Annotated in this window: 13 protein-coding genes and 1 pseudogene; 4 read left to right on the forward strand and 10 right to left on the reverse strand. The window is 70.2% G+C overall.

What is annotated here, in order from left to right; all coding sequences use genetic code 11:
• Window positions 1-29: 29 nt before the first annotated feature.
• The 5 genes from ACFC8N_RS24230 to ACFC8N_RS24250 all read right to left on the reverse strand — a co-directional run bounded on the left by ACFC8N_RS24230 (window position 30) and on the right by ACFC8N_RS24250 (window position 6095).
• A complete protein-coding gene (locus tag ACFC8N_RS24230) occupies window positions 30-1766 on the reverse strand; it encodes an amylo-alpha-1,6-glucosidase (protein ID WP_376289662.1) in 1737 nt (578 codons plus the stop codon).
• A 79-nt stretch (window positions 1767-1845) separates the two neighbouring features.
• Window positions 1846-2670 (reverse strand): carbohydrate ABC transporter permease, encoded by an 825-nt coding sequence (locus ACFC8N_RS24235; RefSeq protein WP_376289664.1) that lies wholly within the window; start codon window positions 2668-2670, stop codon window positions 1846-1848.
• The gene (locus ACFC8N_RS24240; RefSeq protein WP_376289666.1) at window positions 2667-3650 is read right to left on the reverse strand and encodes a carbohydrate ABC transporter permease; all 984 of its coding nucleotides are present in this window, start codon (window positions 3648-3650) and stop codon (window positions 2667-2669) included. The genes ACFC8N_RS24235 and ACFC8N_RS24240 overlap by 4 nt, the downstream gene beginning before the upstream one ends.
• Before the next feature lie 10 nt (window positions 3651-3660).
• On the reverse strand, window positions 3661-4908 hold the full coding sequence (locus ACFC8N_RS24245) for an extracellular solute-binding protein (RefSeq protein ID WP_376289668.1): 1248 nt from the start codon (window positions 4906-4908) through the stop codon (window positions 3661-3663).
• Between the two features lie 140 nt (window positions 4909-5048).
• The gene (locus ACFC8N_RS24250; RefSeq protein ID WP_356024928.1) at window positions 5049-6095 is read right to left on the reverse strand and encodes a LacI family DNA-binding transcriptional regulator; all 1047 of its coding nucleotides are present in this window, start codon (window positions 6093-6095) and stop codon (window positions 5049-5051) included.
• Window positions 6096-6421: 326 nt separating this feature from the next.
• Between ACFC8N_RS24250 and ACFC8N_RS24255 the strand changes: the two genes are divergently transcribed.
• A complete protein-coding gene (locus tag ACFC8N_RS24255; protein ID WP_376289670.1) occupies window positions 6422-10081 on the forward strand; it encodes a LamG-like jellyroll fold domain-containing protein in 3660 nt (1219 codons plus the stop codon).
• 85 nt (window positions 10082-10166) lie between these two features.
• Here the strand turns inward: ACFC8N_RS24255 and ACFC8N_RS24260 are convergent, their stop codons facing one another.
• Entirely contained in the window at window positions 10167-10442 is a 276-nt protein-coding gene (locus tag ACFC8N_RS24260; protein WP_356024932.1) for a hypothetical protein, read from the reverse strand.
• Window positions 10443-10727: 285 nt separating this feature from the next.
• Here ACFC8N_RS24260 and ACFC8N_RS24265 point away from each other — a divergent pair, with 285 nt between their 5' ends.
• Window positions 10728-11630, forward strand: a complete 903-nt coding sequence (locus ACFC8N_RS24265; RefSeq protein WP_376289672.1) for an expansin EXLX1 family cellulose-binding protein — start codon at window positions 10728-10730, stop codon at window positions 11628-11630.
• A gap of 349 nt (window positions 11631-11979) precedes the next feature.
• Window positions 11980-12738 carry a FadR/GntR family transcriptional regulator gene (locus ACFC8N_RS24270; RefSeq protein WP_376289674.1) on the forward strand — a complete coding sequence of 253 codons (759 nt, stop codon included), beginning with the start codon at window positions 11980-11982 and terminating at the stop codon, window positions 12736-12738.
• Window positions 12739-12804: 66 nt separating this feature from the next.
• On the opposite strand, the gene ACFC8N_RS24275 is transcribed toward ACFC8N_RS24270, so the two are convergent.
• Window positions 12805-13305 (reverse strand): universal stress protein, encoded by a 501-nt coding sequence (locus tag ACFC8N_RS24275; protein ID WP_356024939.1) that lies wholly within the window; start codon window positions 13303-13305, stop codon window positions 12805-12807.
• A gap of 5 nt (window positions 13306-13310) precedes the next feature.
• Window positions 13311-14567, reverse strand: coding sequence for an SLC13 family permease (locus tag ACFC8N_RS24280; RefSeq protein ID WP_376289676.1), 1257 nt, complete (start codon window positions 14565-14567; stop codon window positions 13311-13313).
• Window positions 14568-14679: 112 nt separating this feature from the next.
• On the opposite strand from ACFC8N_RS24280, the pseudogene ACFC8N_RS24285 reads away from it, so the two are divergent.
• Window positions 14680-15110, forward strand: a pseudogene (locus tag ACFC8N_RS24285) (AraC family transcriptional regulator ligand-binding domain-containing protein); the annotation flags it as partial.
• A 265-nt stretch (window positions 15111-15375) separates the two neighbouring features.
• Here ACFC8N_RS24285 and ACFC8N_RS24290 read toward each other — a convergent pair.
• Both ACFC8N_RS24290 and trpC read right to left on the reverse strand, forming a co-directional pair.
• Window positions 15376-15939 (reverse strand): MBL fold metallo-hydrolase, encoded by a 564-nt coding sequence (locus tag ACFC8N_RS24290; protein WP_356024944.1) that lies wholly within the window; start codon window positions 15937-15939, stop codon window positions 15376-15378.
• 144 nt (window positions 15940-16083) lie between these two features.
• Entirely contained in the window at window positions 16084-16869 is a 786-nt protein-coding gene (gene trpC / locus ACFC8N_RS24295; RefSeq protein ID WP_376289678.1) for an indole-3-glycerol phosphate synthase TrpC, read from the reverse strand.
• Window positions 16870-17069: the final 200 nt, after the last annotated feature.

Below are 17069 nucleotides of genomic sequence, written 5' to 3' on the forward strand. Positions count from 1 at the left end.
GGTCCGGGGGCCTTGGGGGAGGCAGCCGGTCAGTGGCTGTCTCGGTGTGCGTGTGCTTCGGCCAGCAGGAGATAGCTGCTGGCGGTCCAGGTGTAGGCGCGGTCGCGCAGGCCCGTGCCGGTGAGGGCGTCGAAGTTCTCGGCGAAGCCGTGGATCTCGCACAGGGCACGGAAGCGTGTGCTGATGTCGTCCGCCAGCCGGTGGTGGCCCGCGCGGCGCAGACCGTCCTCGACGAGGACGGTGGCGGGGGCCCAGATCGGGCCGCGCCAGTAGCCGTCGGCGAGGTAGTGCGGTGAGGTGGTCAGTTCGGTGGCGAGGCCGTACGGGGTCAGATGGGCCTTGATGTGGTCGGCGAGCGTGCCGGCGACCTCGCCGGGCAGGTGCTCGCCCAGCACGATGGGCATCAGGTCGAGGAGGCTTGAACTGCTCCAGGTGTCCCCGCCGGCGACGCCTTGGGCGACGAATCTGTCCCCGCTCCAGAGCTGCTCCAGCAGTGCCGTCTGGGTCTCCTCGGCCGCCCGCGTCCACCGGCGAGCCTCGTCGTTCCTGCCCAACTCCACTGCCAACTGTGCGAGTTCGTGTAGCTGGAGGACGAGGAAGGCAGCCAGGTCCGCGGTGACGACCACCCGCTCGGGGTCGAAGGTCGTGGCGTTGTCCCAGCCGCTGTCGTTGCCGTGCTGGTAGTGGGCCAGTTCGGCGCCGGGGGCCCGTCGTGCGGTGAGCCAGAAGTCGGTCCAGCGCTCCAACCGGCCGTACACCTCTGCCAGCTCGGTCTCGCCGGGAGGTGTCGGCAGACGGCGGCGCAGGTGGCCGAAGGCCCAGCCATGGATGGGTGGCTTGACGAAGTTGTAGAGCACCTCGGAGTGGGTGACCGAGTCGGGCAGGGCGCCGCTGTCGTCCTGGTGGTCGAAGGGCAGGGCGAACTGGTCCAGGGCCAGTTCGGGACAACCGGGCGCCAAGGCAAGGGCGTTGAAGCAGTGGTCCCAGCTCCAGACCTTGTCCATCCAGTGCTTGGACATCAGCACGGCGGGTCGGGTGACCAGACCGGTCGGTCGTACGGTCGCCGACCAGACGACGTAGGCGGCCAGCTCGGCGGCCGGGGTGGCGGACGAGCGCCAGGGGGCCACGGCCTCGACGAAGTCCCTGAACCCTCTCTTCGCGGCCTCCACGATCTCGCCGAAGGGCGCCGAGGACGCGTAGGGCGGACGAGAGGTGCCGAGTTCCTCGATCGCCAACTCCCAGGTCCCGTCCGCCGCGGCGGTGACGGCGAGTCCGCGGTCGCCGCTGCCCAGGGCCTGGGTTCCGGTGGGGTCGGCGAGGGCGCCGGACAGCACGGTGACGCGGTACCGGCGTCCGGTCTCGTACGAGGTGAACACGTGCCCGTTCGCTGCCGGGTCGTGGAAGAAGTACGTTCCGCTGAACGGGGTCAGGGTCTGCGTGGCGGCGAAGACGCCGATGCCCAGGCCGCTCCCCCGCAGCCGCACGGTGTCCGGCGACTCGTAGGCGAGGTCGACGTGCCCGCCCTCGCCGGTCCAGCTGAGCAGGCCCGGTGTCGCCTCGACGCGGGCCTCGGCCCGCTCACCCGTCGCCGGGTCCAGCGGGACCAGGCGCAGGACGCCGTGCATGCCGTTCTGGTGCGAGACGAGGTGGAGGTCCTCGGCGTACGTCTTCTCCGCCACCACGGGCGAGATGTCGAACCAGGAGCCGTACGTGCTGAACGGTATGTCGTGGACGGAGAAGGCCGGGCCGGTCGGGGCGGCGGTCATGTGGTGTGACTCGTTTCTCGGGCAGGGGGAACCGGCCGACTGGCGTGCAGCCGGAGCGGTCGTGACGGGAGGGAGGGGCTCAGTCCTTGACGGCGCCGGCGGTCACGCCGGCGGCGACGTAGCGCTGGGCGAGGACGAGGATCACGGCGGTCGGCAGCGAGGCCACGACGGCGGTCGCCATGATGGCGTTCCACTGCTGGTTGTTGTTGCCGATGTAGTGGTAGATGCCGAGCGTGATCGGCTCGTGGGCGCCGCCGCCCGCGAGGGTGCTGGCGAAGACGAAGTCGGACCAGGACCACAGGAAGGCGAACAAGGAGACCGTGACGACGGCGTTGCGGCTCATCGGCAGCACCACGGCCCAGAAGGTCCGCAGGGCCCTTGCGCCGTCCATCTGCGCGGCCTGGATCAGCTCGCCGGGGATACCGGACATGAACGCCGTGAAGATCAGGACGCCGAAGGGGACGGCCAGGGTGGAGTCGGCGACGATGAGGCCGGGGACGGACTGGAGCAGGCCGAGCTGGAGGTAGATGGCGTAGAAGCCCATCGACATGATGATGCCGGGGATCATCTGGGCGGCCAGCAGCACGAAGCTCAGGATGCCGCCGCCGCGCGGGCGCAGCTTGGCCAGGGCGTAGCCGGCGGGCGCGGACAGGGCGACGGTCAGGACGACGGTGCCCAGGCCGATGACGAGGCTGGTGCCGAGGTAGGGCAACTGCTCGTCGAGGACGGTGCGGTAGCCGGACAGGGTGGCGTGCACGGGGAGCAGATCGGGTGGGCTCTTGCGCATGTCCTGGTCGCGGGTCAAGGACACGTTCAGCATCCAGTACACCGGGAAGAGCATGATCGCGGTCAGCAGAACGCCGACGGTCGTCTTCCACCACGTTCGCCTGGTGCTCCGGTTCATGACAGCGCCTGCTTCCGCTGGACCCGGACGTAGACCAGGCCGAAGACGAGGGCGGCGACCACGAGCAGGTTGCCGACGGCCGCTCCCGGGCCGAAGGCGGGCAGGAGGTTGCCGAAACCGAGCTGGTAGGACCAGGTGGCGAAGGTGGTGGACGAGTCCGCGGGGCCGCCCTTGGTCATGATCCAGATGATGTCGAAGACCTTGAGCGTGTAGACCAGCCCGAGCAGCAGGGTGATCGCGGACACCGGGCGCAGCAGCGGGAAGGTGACGCGCCAGAAACGCTGCCAGACGTTCGCCCCGTCGAGGGCGGCGGCCTCGTACAGGTTCGCGGGGATGGACTGCAGGCCGCTGTAGAGCACGACCAGGTTGAACGGGACGCCGATCCAGATGTTCGCGATGATCACCGAGGTCAGCGACCAGGACGGTGAGGTCAGCCAGTTCACCGGCGCGATGCCGACGGCGCTCGCCAGGGCGTTGACGACGCCGGAGTCGCTGTTGAGCATCCACGACCAGGTGGAGGCCGACACGATGAGCGGCAGCAGCCAGGGCACCAGGAACAGGGCGCGCAGGGTGGCCGACAGCCGGAAGTGCTGGTTGAAGAAGACCGCGAGGGCCAGGCCGATGGCGTACTGGAAGACCAGGCACACGGCGGTGAAGACGGCCGTGTGGACCAGGGCCGGGGCGAAGGTCGGGTCGTCGAAGACGGTTTGGTAGTTCCTCAGGCCCGTGAAGGGCGCGTTGCCCTGTACGAAGGAGCGGACGGTGTAGTGGCGCAGACTGAGGTCGAGGTTGCGGTAGAGCGGATAGGCGTAGAAGAGGGCGAGGTAGACGGTCACCGGGGCGAGGAATCCCCAGGCGGCCCACTGCTGGGAGGTCGGACGGCGGCGTGTCCTGGTGCGGGCCGGGGGCGGGGCGGCGGTGGCCGCCCCGCCCCGGACGCGCGTGGCCCGGTGGTCCGGCGGATGGGTGGTCTGTTTCATCGGTCCCACCTCACTTGGCCGCGCCCTGCGCCGAAGTGAGCGCGTCCTTGGGCGACTTGGAGCCGCTGAGGGCGGACTGGACGGCCTTCCACATCTGCTCGGAGATCTTGGGGTACTTGGTGCCCAGGCCGTCACTCGTGCGCCCCTTGGCCGACTTGACCGCGTCGACCCATGGCTTCAGCGCGGCGTTGGCCGCCACCTGCTTGTTCTGGACCTCGCTGGTGGGGGCCACGTAGGACAGGGCGGTGTCGGTGTCGTAGACATTGCCGTTGCTGGTCAGGCAGGTGGTGAGCTTCCGGGAGGTGGTGTAGCGGGCGGTGTCGTCCTGGACCGGGATGGTGACGAACTCGCCGCCGGTCGGGGCCGCCGCGTTGCCCCCCGCGGCGGCGGGGATGGGCAGCACCCCGTAATCGAGCCCGGCCTTCCCCGCATTGGCGAGCTGCCAGGTGCCGTTCTCCGCGAAGGCGTAGTCGCCGCCGGCGAACTCCTGCCAGCTGGTGGTCTGGGTGTTGTTGAGCACCGAGTTGGGGGCGTAGCCCTGCTTCAGCCAGTCCGTCCACAGCGACAGGGCGGACACGGCTTGCGCGGAGTCGAGCCCGGTCAGCTTTGCGCCCGCGCCCCAGAACCACGGCAGGAACTGGAAACTGCCCTCCTCCGTGCCGATCGCCGAGAACGTGACGCCCTTCTTGCCCGCCTTCTTGACCTTCGCCAGCGCCGCCGTCAGCGACGTCCAGTCCTTGACCGAGGCGATGTCCACCCCGGTCTCCTTCAGCACCTTCTTGTTGTAGTAGAGGGCCAGGGTGTTGGCGCCGATCGGCGTGCCGTACGTCTTGCCGCCCGACTGGCCGGCCGCGAGCAGGTTGGGGTCCACCTTCGAGGTGTCCAGCCTGGTGTCCTCGGTCGTGGTGAGCACGCCCGCCTCGGCCAGGGTCGACACCACCGGGTTGTCCACGATGAGGACGTCCGGCGAGTTGCCCTGCTGCGCCGCCAGCAGCGTCTTGTTGCCCAGGTCGCTGGTGTCGAAGGCGGTCCGCTTGATCTTCACCCCGGCCTCGGTGCCGCACCGGTCCAGCAGCTTCGCCCAGGCCGAGCCCTTGTCGAACTGGGGGTACGGGTCCCAGACGGTGTACGTGCCGCTGCCGGCACCCTTGGCGTCCGTGCTGCCCGAACCGGAGGAACAGGCGGTGGCGCTGACGGCCACGGCCAGGGCGGTCAGGGCTGCGGCGGTCAGACGACGCTGTCTGGAGGAGTGGTTCATTACGAGTCCTTTGTTCTGGGCATGACAGAAACAGGGCCACGGGGTGACGAGGAGAGACGGGCACGGCGAACGGCACCGTTGAGCGGTTCGAGCGCCCGATGGTGTGACGAGGGTTGAAAGGGGATTACGTGGGGGTGCGGTCAGGGCGTCGTGCCGGACACCGCGTCCGCGGCGGGCGTGACTCCCGCGGGCCCGGTGCTGGCTCGCAGAGAGATCGGCGGCGTGAGGAGATGGTGCCGGGGCGGTGCGCCGGGACGGTCGAGCCGCTCCACCAGCAGGTCGACGGCGTGCCGGCCCATCTCCGCCGCCGGTACGTCCGCCGCCGTGAGCTGCGGGGTCACCGTCTCCGCCCACCGGCCGGCCACCACCCCGGTGACGGAGAAGTCGCGCGGCACATGGCGGCCGGCCTGGGCGAGCCCCCGGTAGAGGCCGCCCAGAGCGGCCTCGTTCAGCGTGACCAGGGCTGTGGTGGCCGGGTCGTCGCGCAGGATCTGCTCCACGCATGCCTGGCCCGACGCGGCGTCGTCCCCACAGCAGTACGTCCGCACCGTCAGCCCGCGCTCGGCCGCGGCCTTGGTGAAGCCGTCCAGGCCGCGGTGCGCGGACTCGTACCCGGCCCGGAGCAGCTGCTCGGGACGGTTGACGAAGGCGACCCGGCGATGGCCGAGATCCGCCAGGTGGTGCACGCACGCCGCCGCCAGCGCGGTGTGGTCCAGGCCCACCCACCAGCCGTCCTCCGGGTGGGCGGTGCGGCCGATGGCGACGGAGGGGAAGTCCAGCGCGGCCAGGTGATCGACCCGGTCGTCCTCCAGCCTGATCTCCATCAGGATCGCGCCGTCGACCCGCCGCTCGCCCAGCAGCCGCTGGAAGGAGCGGTCGCTGTCCACACCGCTCGGGGACAGAAGCACGTCGTAGTCGTAGGCCGCGGCGGCCTCCACCACACTGCCGATGAAATCCAGCTGCATCCCCGTGTAGTGGTTCCCGGCCGGCGGGAAGACCAGACCGATCGTGCTGGTCCGGCCGTTGGCCAGCGCGCGGGCGCTGGCGCTGGGCCGGTAGCCCAGCTCGTCGACGACCTGCTGGATCTTCCGGCGGGTCTCCTCCGACACCGGGCGCTTGCCGCTCAGCGCGTACGACACGGTGCTCCGCGAGACACCGGCCCGCTTGGCGATCTCACCGATGTTCACGGGAACTCCTTGCTCGAACCGGTTCGCTGCTCCGGGAGGAACATAGCGCCGGGCGCCTGGGGTGGGAACGGTGAAGAGGCGAATTCCGCATTGTCGAACCGGTTCGCATGAAGTGAAGGTAGGAATCGCACGTAGGGCCTGTCAACACCCTCGACACAATCCGGTAATCCCGGGCCGGAGTCGGATCCGGAGCCGGTAGATCGCGTCGAGGGGATTGCTGGCCAGGTCGCCCGGTGCTAGCTTCGCCGAACCGGTTCGACAAGGTGTGGCGTAGATGATCTGACGGTTCGACGTATACCGGTACTGAAGGATTGAGGACGCGATCCATGCATTCCGCTGACGGATCCGCCCGGTGCCGCGTGCCGGGCGCCGTGACACCGACTCCCGGCGCGGGCCTGCCGGCCGCCCCGGCCGTCCCCGCAAAGGCGGCCGAGGCGCCCCAGCCCGCCGCCCACTACACCTTCGACCAGGGCGACCTCGCCTCCGGCGAGATCGCCGACAGTTCCGGCAACGGCCTCACGGCGACCCTGGTCAACGCCTCCACAGCCCGGTCCGTCGCGGGCACGGACGGTGGCAAGGCGCTGGCCCTGCCCGGCGGAGCACCCACCTCCGACGGCGCGTACGTGCTGCTGCCTCCCGAAATCCTGGACAGCGCGAGCGACTTGACAGTCTCCGTCCGTGTGAAGTGGGGCGGTGACAAGTCGCCCTGGCAGCGGATCTTCGACCTGGGCACCGACACCACCCGTTACCTGTTCACGACGCCGTACGACGGCAGTGTGCTGCGCACCGCGGTGACCACAAGTGGAGGGGGCGCGGAGGCGCAGGTCTGCGGTCACGCGCCGCTCCCTGCCGACGGTTGGCGGACGCTCACCGTCACCCTCGACACCGCCGCCCGGCGGATCACCACCTACCTCGACGGTGTGGCGGTCTCCTCCGCCGAGACGACCGTCAAGGCCAAGGACCTGCTGGGCAGTTCGGCCACGACCGCCGGCTGCATCGGCAGGTCCTTCCACCAGGACCCCCTGTTCCGGGGCGCGATCGACGACTTCACCGTGTGGCACGCGGCGCTCAGCCCCGAGCAGGTCGCCGGCATGGTCGGCAACGTGCCGACCCTCCAGCAGCTCTCGCAGGTGTCCTTCGACGCCCGTACGACGACCGGGACGGCCCCGTCGCTCCCCGCCGCGATCCGCTCCTCCTTCTCCGACGGCTACGACCGCGACACACCGATCACCTGGGACGCCGTTCCGCCCGGGAAGTACGCCCGCCCCGGCAGGTTCACCGTTGCCGGAACGGCGGCCGGGCGCGCCGTGCAGGCGACCGTCACCGTGGTCCGCGAGGGCGAACTGACCGTCGGCCTGCACTCGGACACCGGCGCGTTCCACGGCGGCGCCTCCGGGACCCTCTACGGCGTGTACGGGCCGGGCGTCCCCACCAACAACCTCATCGAGGGCATGGGCCTGCGTACGGTCTCGACGAAGGCGCAGGACGGCCCGCAGCACCCCGGTGCCGACGCGCTGGAGGTGGTGAAACCGCTGGCCGACTCCACCGACGGCGACGTGTACATCTACATGACCGACATCCACCGCGGCTTCCCTTACGAGTGGCCGGGCGCCACCCCGCAGGAAAAGCTCAACCTCTACAGGGAGAAGCTGGCCCAGCAGGTCGACCAGGTCCTGCGGCTGCCGGAGCCGTACCAGGACAACATCGTCTTCGTGCCGTTCAACGAGCCCGAGGGCAACATGTTCGGCACCGGTGAGTGGAGCTACGACAAGGTCAGCTGGCTCGCCGACCCGGATGCCTACTTCGCAGCATGGGACGACGTCCACAAGCTCATCAAGGGGAGGATGCCCGGCGCCCGCATCGCCGGGCCCAACACCAGCGTCCTGTACGACCAGGTGAAGGGCTTCCTCACGCATGCCCTGGCGTCGGGCACCCTCCCGGACGTGATCACCTGGCACGAGCTGAGCCACCCGGAGGCGGTGCGCCGGAGCGTCGCCACCTACCGGGCGTGGGAAAGGGAACTGTTCAAGGGCACCGCCAAGGAGGGAACCCGGCTCCCGGTCAACATCAACGAGTACGCCTTCAACTACCACACCTCCGTCCCCGGCCAGATGATCCAGTGGATGTCCGCGATCGAGGAATCCAAGGTGGATGCCGACATCGCGTACTGGAACGTCGACGGCAACCTCTCCGACTCCGCGGTGCAGTCGAACCGGGGGAACGGCCAGTGGTGGCTGCTGCACTCGTACGCCTCGATGAGCGGACACACGGTCGAGGTGACCCCTCCGTTCCCGGGCGAGAACTACACCATGCAGGGTGTCGCCACGCTGGACGAGACGAAGCGACAGGCCCGGCTGATCTTCGGCGGCTCCACCGGCAAGGGCCACATCACGTTCGCGGGCGTCCCGGACAAGGTCTTCGGGGACCGCGTGCACGCCTGGGTGAGGGAGATCGAGTGGAGCGGCCAGATCGGCGACAACTCCGGCCCGAAGCTGCTCACGGAGACGAACCTGCGGGTCGGTGACGACGGCACGGTCCTCGTCGAGTTCGGCGACGGCGGGCTGCCGACGCTGAAGGAGTCCTCGGCGTACGAGATCGTCCTCAGCCCCGCCGGGAAGGCGAAGAGCACGCAGTCACCGCCCGTGCGATGGGAGGGGTCGTACGCGGCGCAGGACGCCGCCCACACCGGGTCCGGCTACTCGAAGAACGGCCCGGAGGGGTCGCCGCGCGACGTGTCGAAGTTCTACACCTCCGGCGGCTACGACGTGGGCGGCCTGCGCACCGGCTCGGACCTCACGCTCGACTTCACGGTGGACGTACCCGAGGACGGCACCTACGACCTCAGCGTCTTCGCCAACTCCCTCAACACCTGCGACGAGGTGCAGGAGCAGGGCCCCACCAACGTCTTCCTGCGGGTGGACGGCAAGGCGGACAGCGAGCAGGAGCTTCACCTGCCACTCGGCTACAAGTGGGTGGTGTGGGACCACACCGGCACCAAGGTCCACCTCACCAAGGGCGAGCACGTCCTGACACTCGCTGCGAAGAGCGCGGACGGCACCCGCGCCACCAAGGGCGACGCCGTCGTCGACCGCCTCACCCTGTCATTGCCCGAGCCTTCGGCCGCCACGCAGGTGTACGAGGGCGAACTGGCCTGGCTGGGCGGCGGCGCGCAACCCGTCTACGGCCTGGCGGAACACAGCACGCTCCCCGCCACCGGCTCGGGCGCGGCCCGGCTCCCGAAGCAGGCAACCGCCACGTTCTGGGTCTACTCACCCGCCGACCGCGAGGCCACCCTGAAGGTCGACACCCTGGGCGGCTCGGGCGCCCGGGTCGCCGTCAACGGTCACGATGTCCTGCGTCTGGACAAGGCCGGCGACAGCGTGGCGGTCTCCCTGTCCGGTGGCCTCAACAAGGTGACGGTGACAGGAGGTTCGGCCACCACCCTCGTGGACCGCCTCACGGTCACACCCACCGAGGGCACCCTCAAAGCACGTACGTACACGGCTCAGGACGCCGAGCTCACCGGTTCGGCCACGCTCACCCCGCTCCCGCCGGCCACCGACGGCACGGCGATCACCGGCATCGGCGGCGACCCGGGCAACGGCAACACGGCGATGTTCACCATCGCCGCGGACCGGGCCGGCCTGCACGCACTGCGCATCCGCTACTCCAACCCCGAGCAGTCCGAAGCCACCCACTACAACCCGGACCCACTCGCCCGCCACGCCGACCTCACCGTCAACGGCGGTGACAGGCAGCGCGTGAGCTTCCCGCACAGCTTCCATCAGAACAACTTCTGGGAGCTGACCGTCCCGGTGAATCTCAAGAAGGGACAGAACACGATCACCTTCCGCTCCGAGGAACTCCCGAACTTCGACGGGACCACCTACGCCTCCGACACCTTCCCCGGCGTCCTGCTCCGCTCCCGTTACGCACCGCTGATCGACCGGATCACCGTCGCCCCGTTCGCGCGACAGGTGCGATGAGGTGATCACCATCGGCGACACTGTGACACGCAGGGAGCGCGGGTAGGCCAGGAGAGAGCCGGTGTTTCGCGCGCCCTCGATGGGGTCAGCCTCCCGATCGGATCAGTCGGACCGCGTCAAGCAGGGTCTTGTGGGCGGCCGTCGAGTCGTCCAGGTAGCCGGCTGCCATCGCGCCGTCGTAGAGCATCAGCAGCGCACCGGCGGCCGACTTGGGGTCGGTGTGGCCGAGCCGGGTGAGCAGGTCCTGGAAGAGGGTGCGGATCCAGTCCCGGTGAGCCGTCACCAGGCCGCGGACCGGGTGGGTGGCGTCCGGGTACTCGGCGGTCGGCCTCGCGGTCGGCGTCAGGCCGACCACGGCCATGACATCGGCCCCAGGTGTGCTGTCCCGGGACGTTGGTGACACGCCTGAAAGCCCCGTGCGTTCCAACGCCGGTTTCGTGCCACGGCTCGCGCACGAGCTGCGCGCACTGCGCGGGGCGGCGGCAGCCCACCGGGGTCTTCGGGAGCGGGCCCCGTAGGAAATCGGCGGCAACCTTTCCGCTGCCTGCGGCCACTGAACGGTGCACCATCGATTCGATCTTCCGAACGGACGGACATGAAGACACCGAGGCAGGCCGCGCGACAGCGCCGGCACAGACAGAGGCTGATGCTGGGCACCACAGTGGGGCTGACCGCCGCGGGCGTTCTCGCCTACCTGCTCATGGGGCTGCTTCCCGACCGCAAGGCGGATGCGACACCTGCCGCGGCCACTTCCGCCGCCAGCGCCCAGGTGAGAGCCGGCAACACGGCCGACAAGGACACCCCGTCCACGCCGGCGACCGCGACCGGCACCTCGACGCCGACGGCTGGTGCGAGCACCACGGCAGCACGACCATCGGCCAACGCCACCCCGCGGCCCTCGCGGACGGCGTCCACCGAGGCCGCTGCGCCGTCGACGGGACGGATCCGCCCCGGGGCCACCTACCGAGGTGTCGCCACCGCCTACGAGGCCGGCGACGGAAACGGCGCCTGTCTGTTCGGCCCGAGCAGCGACCTCATGATCGCCGCGATGAACACCACCGACTACGAGACATCCAGGGCGTGCGGCGCGTACGTGCGCGTCCGCGCGGACAACGGCGCCTCCATCACGGTCCGGATCACCAACGAATGCCCGGCTCCCTGCGCACCTGGTCAACTCGACCTCAGCCAGCAGGCGTTCGCCAAGCTCGCCCCACTCGAAGTCGGCCGGACACCGATCACCTGGAGCCTGCTGAGCCCCAGCACGTCCGACACGATCTCCGTCCGGTACAAGACCGGCTCCAGCCCCTACTGGTGCGCGCTCCAGGCGATCGGCCACCGCAATCCCGTCGCGCGGCTGGAGGTCCGCACCGGCAACGGCTGGCGGCAGCTGCCCCGCACCGACTACAACTACTTCGTCTCCGCCGACGGCCGCGGCTGCGGCAGCGCGATCAGACTCACGGACATCTACGGAGAGCAGCTGACCATCAGCGGGATCGCGATACGGCCGAACGTCGAGCAACCGACCCAGGTCCAGTTCGCCAGGCACTGATCCCGCCACCCACGTCCGATCCATCATCCCGGTGACAGCCCGGCCCTGGTCCCGGACCGGGGCCGGGGCCGACTAGCGCGAGGCTCCGCCGGCGCGGGTCGTGCGCCCGGCAGGTCGCCCAGGTCCGCGCGGAGCACGGGACGAGACTGCCCGCCGCGGCCATGGCCTTCCCCGGCACGCATCCCAGTATCATCAACGTCACCCTGGGCATGCGAAACCTCGAACAGGTCGAGCGGAACGCGGAGCTTCACCATCGGCCCGTTCCCGACGGTCTGTGGGCCGGCCTTCGCGCTCGGGGCCTGACCAGGGCGGACGTGCCGGCGCGTGCCGGTCGCGGGAGGAGTGCGTGGTGTCTTTGACCGACAAGGCCATCGAGCACATCCGTGAGCTGATCCGCAGCGGCGCGTTGCCCCCGGGCTCGAAGCTGCCGCCGGAGGCCGACCTCGCAGCCCAGCTGGGTCTGTCCCGCAACCTCGCCCGCGAGGCCGTGAAGGCACTGGCCGTCGCACGCGTGCTGGACGTCCGGCGAGGCGACGGAACGTACGTGACCAGTCTGGAGCCCAGCCTGCTGTTCGAGGGCCTCGGCGGAGCCGTAGAACTCCTCCAGAGCGACTCGGCCGCACTGCTGGACCTGATGGAGGTCCGCAGGCTGCTGGAGCCGGCGGCCACCGCGCTGGCCGCCACCCGGATCTCCGACGACCAACTGGCCGAGGTCAAGCACCATCTGGACGCCATGCGCGAGGCCCGTGACGACGTCGAGCAGCTCAACGCCCACGACGCGGCCTTCCACCGGGCCGTGATCTCCGCGACGGGCAACGACTCGCTGCTCACGCTCCTCGAAGGCATATCGGGCCGTACGCTGCGTGCCCGGATCTGGCGCGGCCTGGTCGACGACCAGGCCGCGGGCCGCACACTCGCCGAACACGAGTCGATCTTCACGGCCCTCTCCACCCGCGACGCCTTCCTGAGCCAGGCCGCCGCACTCCTGCACGTCCACAACACGGAGCAGTGGCTGAGGGAACACCTGCACGCCTCGGAGTCACCCGTCACCGGTTCAGCGGGGCGTCGACGGGGTGCTCCGGCGAAGCCTCGCCACCGGGAGGGGTGAGGAGTTCCCAGGCGCGGCCTCCCTGCGGACCGGCCGCCAAGCCATGTCGGTGCCGGGTGCCTGCCGCTATCGATGGTGCGGCGGGTGGGGTGGCGGGGCCGGGATGGTGTCGATGCCGGGTGCGGGCTCGGGCCACACCAGCAGGACAGGGCACGGGGCGTGGTCGACGATGAACCGGCCGGCATGCCCGAGGCTGCGCGGCCCGAGATGGGTGCGGTCACCGTCGCGGGCGAGGATGAGCAGGTCGGCGCCCTCGGCCGCGGCGACGACCTCCCGCTCGACGCGGCCGGTCCGCTCGACTCGGGCGCACGGGCGGCCAAGACGCTGTGCGGCCTCGGCCAGGAATGTCTCGGCGGAGGCAGCGGCCAGTTGCTCCACCTGCGTGCCGGGGTCGCGTTCACCATGGCCGCGGCCGAGCAGACCGGCGAAGGCTCCGTGCGCCGCGCCCGGGACGTCGGCCGGGGTGACGTGGAGCAGCACGATGTCGGCGTCGTCGGGCGCGTGGGCGCGGGCGGCGTCGATGCCGGCGGGCCAGGTGCCCTCGGTGATCCAGGCGATGACTTTCATGACGGTCAGCCTCCGATGAGGGTGAGCGAGGTCCACAGTGCCACCACTGACAGTCCCAGGGCGGCAGGCACGGTGAACACACCGAGCCGGGTGAACTCGCCGAGTTCGACGTCGCTGTCGTGTTCGTGCACGATGCGCCGCCACAGCAGCGTGGCCAGGGAGCCGGCGTAGGTGAGGTTCGGGCCGATGTTCACCCCGAGCAGGACTGCCAGGACCGCGCCCGGACCGGACGGGGCGGTCAGCGGCAGCAGCACCAGCACGGCGGGCAGGTTGTTGATGAGGTTGGCCAGCACCGCGGCCAGGGCTGCGATGCCGAACAACGCCGCCAGTCCGGTGCCGCCCGGGATCAGGTGTCCCAGCCCCGCCGCCAGCCCGTTGTCGACGACCGCGCGGACCACCAGTCCCAGGGCCAGGACGAAGGCGAGGAACGGCACCGCAGCGGCCCGCACGATGGCGGCGGGCGTGGTACGGCGCTGGGCCAGAGCCCGCACGGCGAGCACGAGGGCGCCGGCGAAGGCCGCCCACGCGGGGTTGACGTCCACCATGGAGGTGAGGACGAACCCGGCCAACGTGGCGGCCACTGTGACCAGGGCGAACACCGGCAGTTCGCGTTGCCCGGCGGTGCGCGGGGCCTGAGCGCCCGCGTCCAGGTCGGTGGCGAAGAACCGGCGGAAGACCACGTACTCGGTGGCGATGGCCACCAGCCAGGGCAAGGCCATCAGGGCCGCGAAGCGCGTGAAGCTCAGCCCGCTGGCGGCGAACGCGAGCAGGTTGGTGAGGTTGGAGACCGGCAGCAGCAGCGACGCGGTGTTCGACAGGTGGGTGCAGGCGTAGACGTGCGGTTTCGGCCGGGCGCCGAGCCGGGCGGCGGTGGCGAACACCACCGGCGTCAGCAACACGATCGTGGCGTCCAGGCTGAGCACCGCGGTGATCACCGACGCGGCTGCGAATACCTGCACCAGAAGGCGGCGCGGGCTCCCCGCCGCACTACCGGCCATCCACGCTCCGCACGCGTGGAACAGTCCCTCGTCGTCACACAGCTGGGCAAGGACCAGGACGGCCGCGAGGAACCCGATCACCGGCCCGAGCCGCTCGGCCTCCTCACGGGCGTGCCCCAGCGAGAGCGCCCCGGTGGCGATCACCACGCCCGCAGCCGGGACGGCGACCACCGCCTCCGGCCACCCGAACGGGCGAACGACGGCGCACGCCAGCACCGCCAGCAGCAGAACGACGGAGACGGCCTCCGCCACAGATGAGTTCACCACTTGATCTTCCCCTGCCCGCGACCGCCCGCGCGACCTGGCACCGGCGGGGCCGCCTGCTGGGCAGCGAACAGCAGCGGACTTCCCTGCGGATGGCGTCGGACCACTTCTACTGTGCGCGCAGCGAGCAACGCCCGGTCACAAGGAACGCCATGTCGACGGTCCCGCCCCCGCACCGTCGCCGGGAACCAGCCGCAGCACCTCGGCGACCACCCCGCCGAACGTTTGCTGGACGAGACGATGATGGGCTCGGCGGAGCTGCGGGTCTCCTACCGTCAGGGCGGTGCCGTGGTCCGGCGTGCGCTGCAGCTCACCGGTGACGCTCACCTGGGCCTGCGGGTGGGTGCCGCGCAACACCTGACCTCCTGAGGCCTCCTGGGGTTCGCCCAGATGGCCGCGGAGACGCTGCGGGAGGCCATCGAGACGGGCGTGCGCTTCCAGTACCTGTCCGGGGCAATGGTGGTGTGGTCGGCGGGACAGGAGGAGGCCGGCTACGTGCTGCGGGCCGCACTGCCGGATCCCGCCTTCGATCCGGCGGTCGCGACAGCATGCCGTTCTGGTACGCAAGCACCAGCCCGACCGGGATGATGGGACGGCACATCACGGTGCCCCGCCCCGCGCCAGGCCTGGTTCGCGCTCGTGCTCGCGCACAGCGGTCGGCATCGGAGTCGCGGCAGACCGGCAATAGGCCCGTTACGGATACGCCCTCCCCCTTGGTCCACCCTGGGTCGATACCAGTGCGGGAAGGAGGAGGGCGGGACGGCGTCAGCCGATGGTCAACGGCTGGGCGGCGAAGGTGCGGCGCAGGCTAGAGGGGCGTCGACTCCGACGGCACGAACGGTGCCCCGTGTCCCGGCACGATCAGTGCCGGGCCGAGGGCCAGGACTTTCTCCCTGGCCGCCCGCAGCTGCTCGCGGTCGGGCGCGAAGGGGTCGTCGGCAGGCCCCTCGGCGGTCCACCACAGATGGGTCAGGACCACCAGGCCCTCGGTGGCCGTGACCAGGGTGCTGACGTCCTCGGCGGTGTGGCCGGGGGTCGTCATGAGCGTGATCGACGGCGACAGCCGGTATCCGTCGGCATCGCGGTCCTCCCAGATGTCGTTCTGGTAGATCGCCATGTGGTCGTGGAAGCGGGCCTGGGGGAACAGGGCCGCGTTCAGCGTGTGGTCCGGGTGGTGGTGGCTGAAGATCACGTCGGTGACGTCTTCGGGGTTCAGTCCGTGGTCCGCGAGCGGGTCCAGGATGAGTCGGCGGTCCGCGACCATGCCGGGATCGACGACCGCGACCGTCTCGCCGTCGACGAGCAGGGTGACGGTGCCGGCTACCCGTGTGTCGGCGTAACCGGTGGTCAGGACGTGGAAGGCAGCGGTCATGAGGTGGCTCCTCGGATGATGGGTAGGTGCGAACGGCTGAGGGCGACCCCGGCCTCCACCGCACCCGGAGCTGGAGGTGGAGCCGGATCGGTCTCCTATCCCGGTGGGCGTTTCCAGGCGTGCCGCTGACCGAGCCGCACGCCGTTACACCCCGGCCGCCTCGATGAACTCGCTTACGGCAGTGCGCGGGTCCCCCGAGCGGACCAGTGCCTCGCCGACCAGCACCACGTCGGCTCCCCAGCCGCGGTACTCCGCCACATCCTTGGGGCCCGTCACTCCGGATTCCGCGACCTTGACGGTGCCTTCCGGAATGGCCGTCACGAGCTCGGCGAACACATTGCGATCCACGTCCAGCGTGGTCAGGTCCCGCGCGTTGATGCCGAGGAGCTCGGCTCCCGCAGCGACGGCGCGCCGCACTTCGTCGGCCGTGTGCGCCTCCACCAGCGGCGTGAGACCCAACTCCTTGCACAGCCCCATCAGATCGGTGAGCTGACCGTCGTCTAGCGACACGACCATGAGAAGCGCAAGATCGGCGCCGTGCGCGCGGGCCTCCCACAGCTGATAGGGGTCGACGATGAAATCCTTGCGCAGGACGGGCACGTCGACCCGGGCACGTACGGCGTCCAGATCGGCGAGAGAGCCGCCGAAACGCCTGCGCTCGGTGAGCACGCTGATCGCAGCGGCACCGCCCGCCGCGTACTGGGCCGCGAGGGAGGCGGGGTCGGGGATGTCCGCCAGCGCCCCCTTGCTGGGGCTCTTTCGCTTCACCTCGGCGATGACGGACACCCCAGGCGCCCGGAAACCGGGCAGCGGGTCGAGCGCGGGTGCCGCGTCCGCAGCCCGGGAGCGCAGCTCCGCCAACGGCGTCGCATGCTTACGCTCTTCCAAGTCCTGGCGAACTCCCTCAAGGATCCCGTCCAGAACGCTCATCGTCATCTCCCTGTCGAATCGTCTGCGGCTTCGGACGTCCCCCGGCCTGGGTGAGGCCGTGCATCACCCACATCCACGTCGTGCTCGAAGAAGCTTATTTGGGATTGATCATGGCTTGCATACCGGCTTGCCACGGGGCGCGGAAGTTGAACTTCTCGCGGATGACCTGTGAAGTGGCAATACGGGCAGGCCGAAGCGAG

The sequence above is a fragment of the Streptomyces sp. NPDC055966 genome, from assembly GCF_042269865.1.
In the GTDB taxonomy this organism is placed as follows: domain Bacteria; phylum Actinomycetota; class Actinomycetes; order Streptomycetales; family Streptomycetaceae; genus Streptomyces.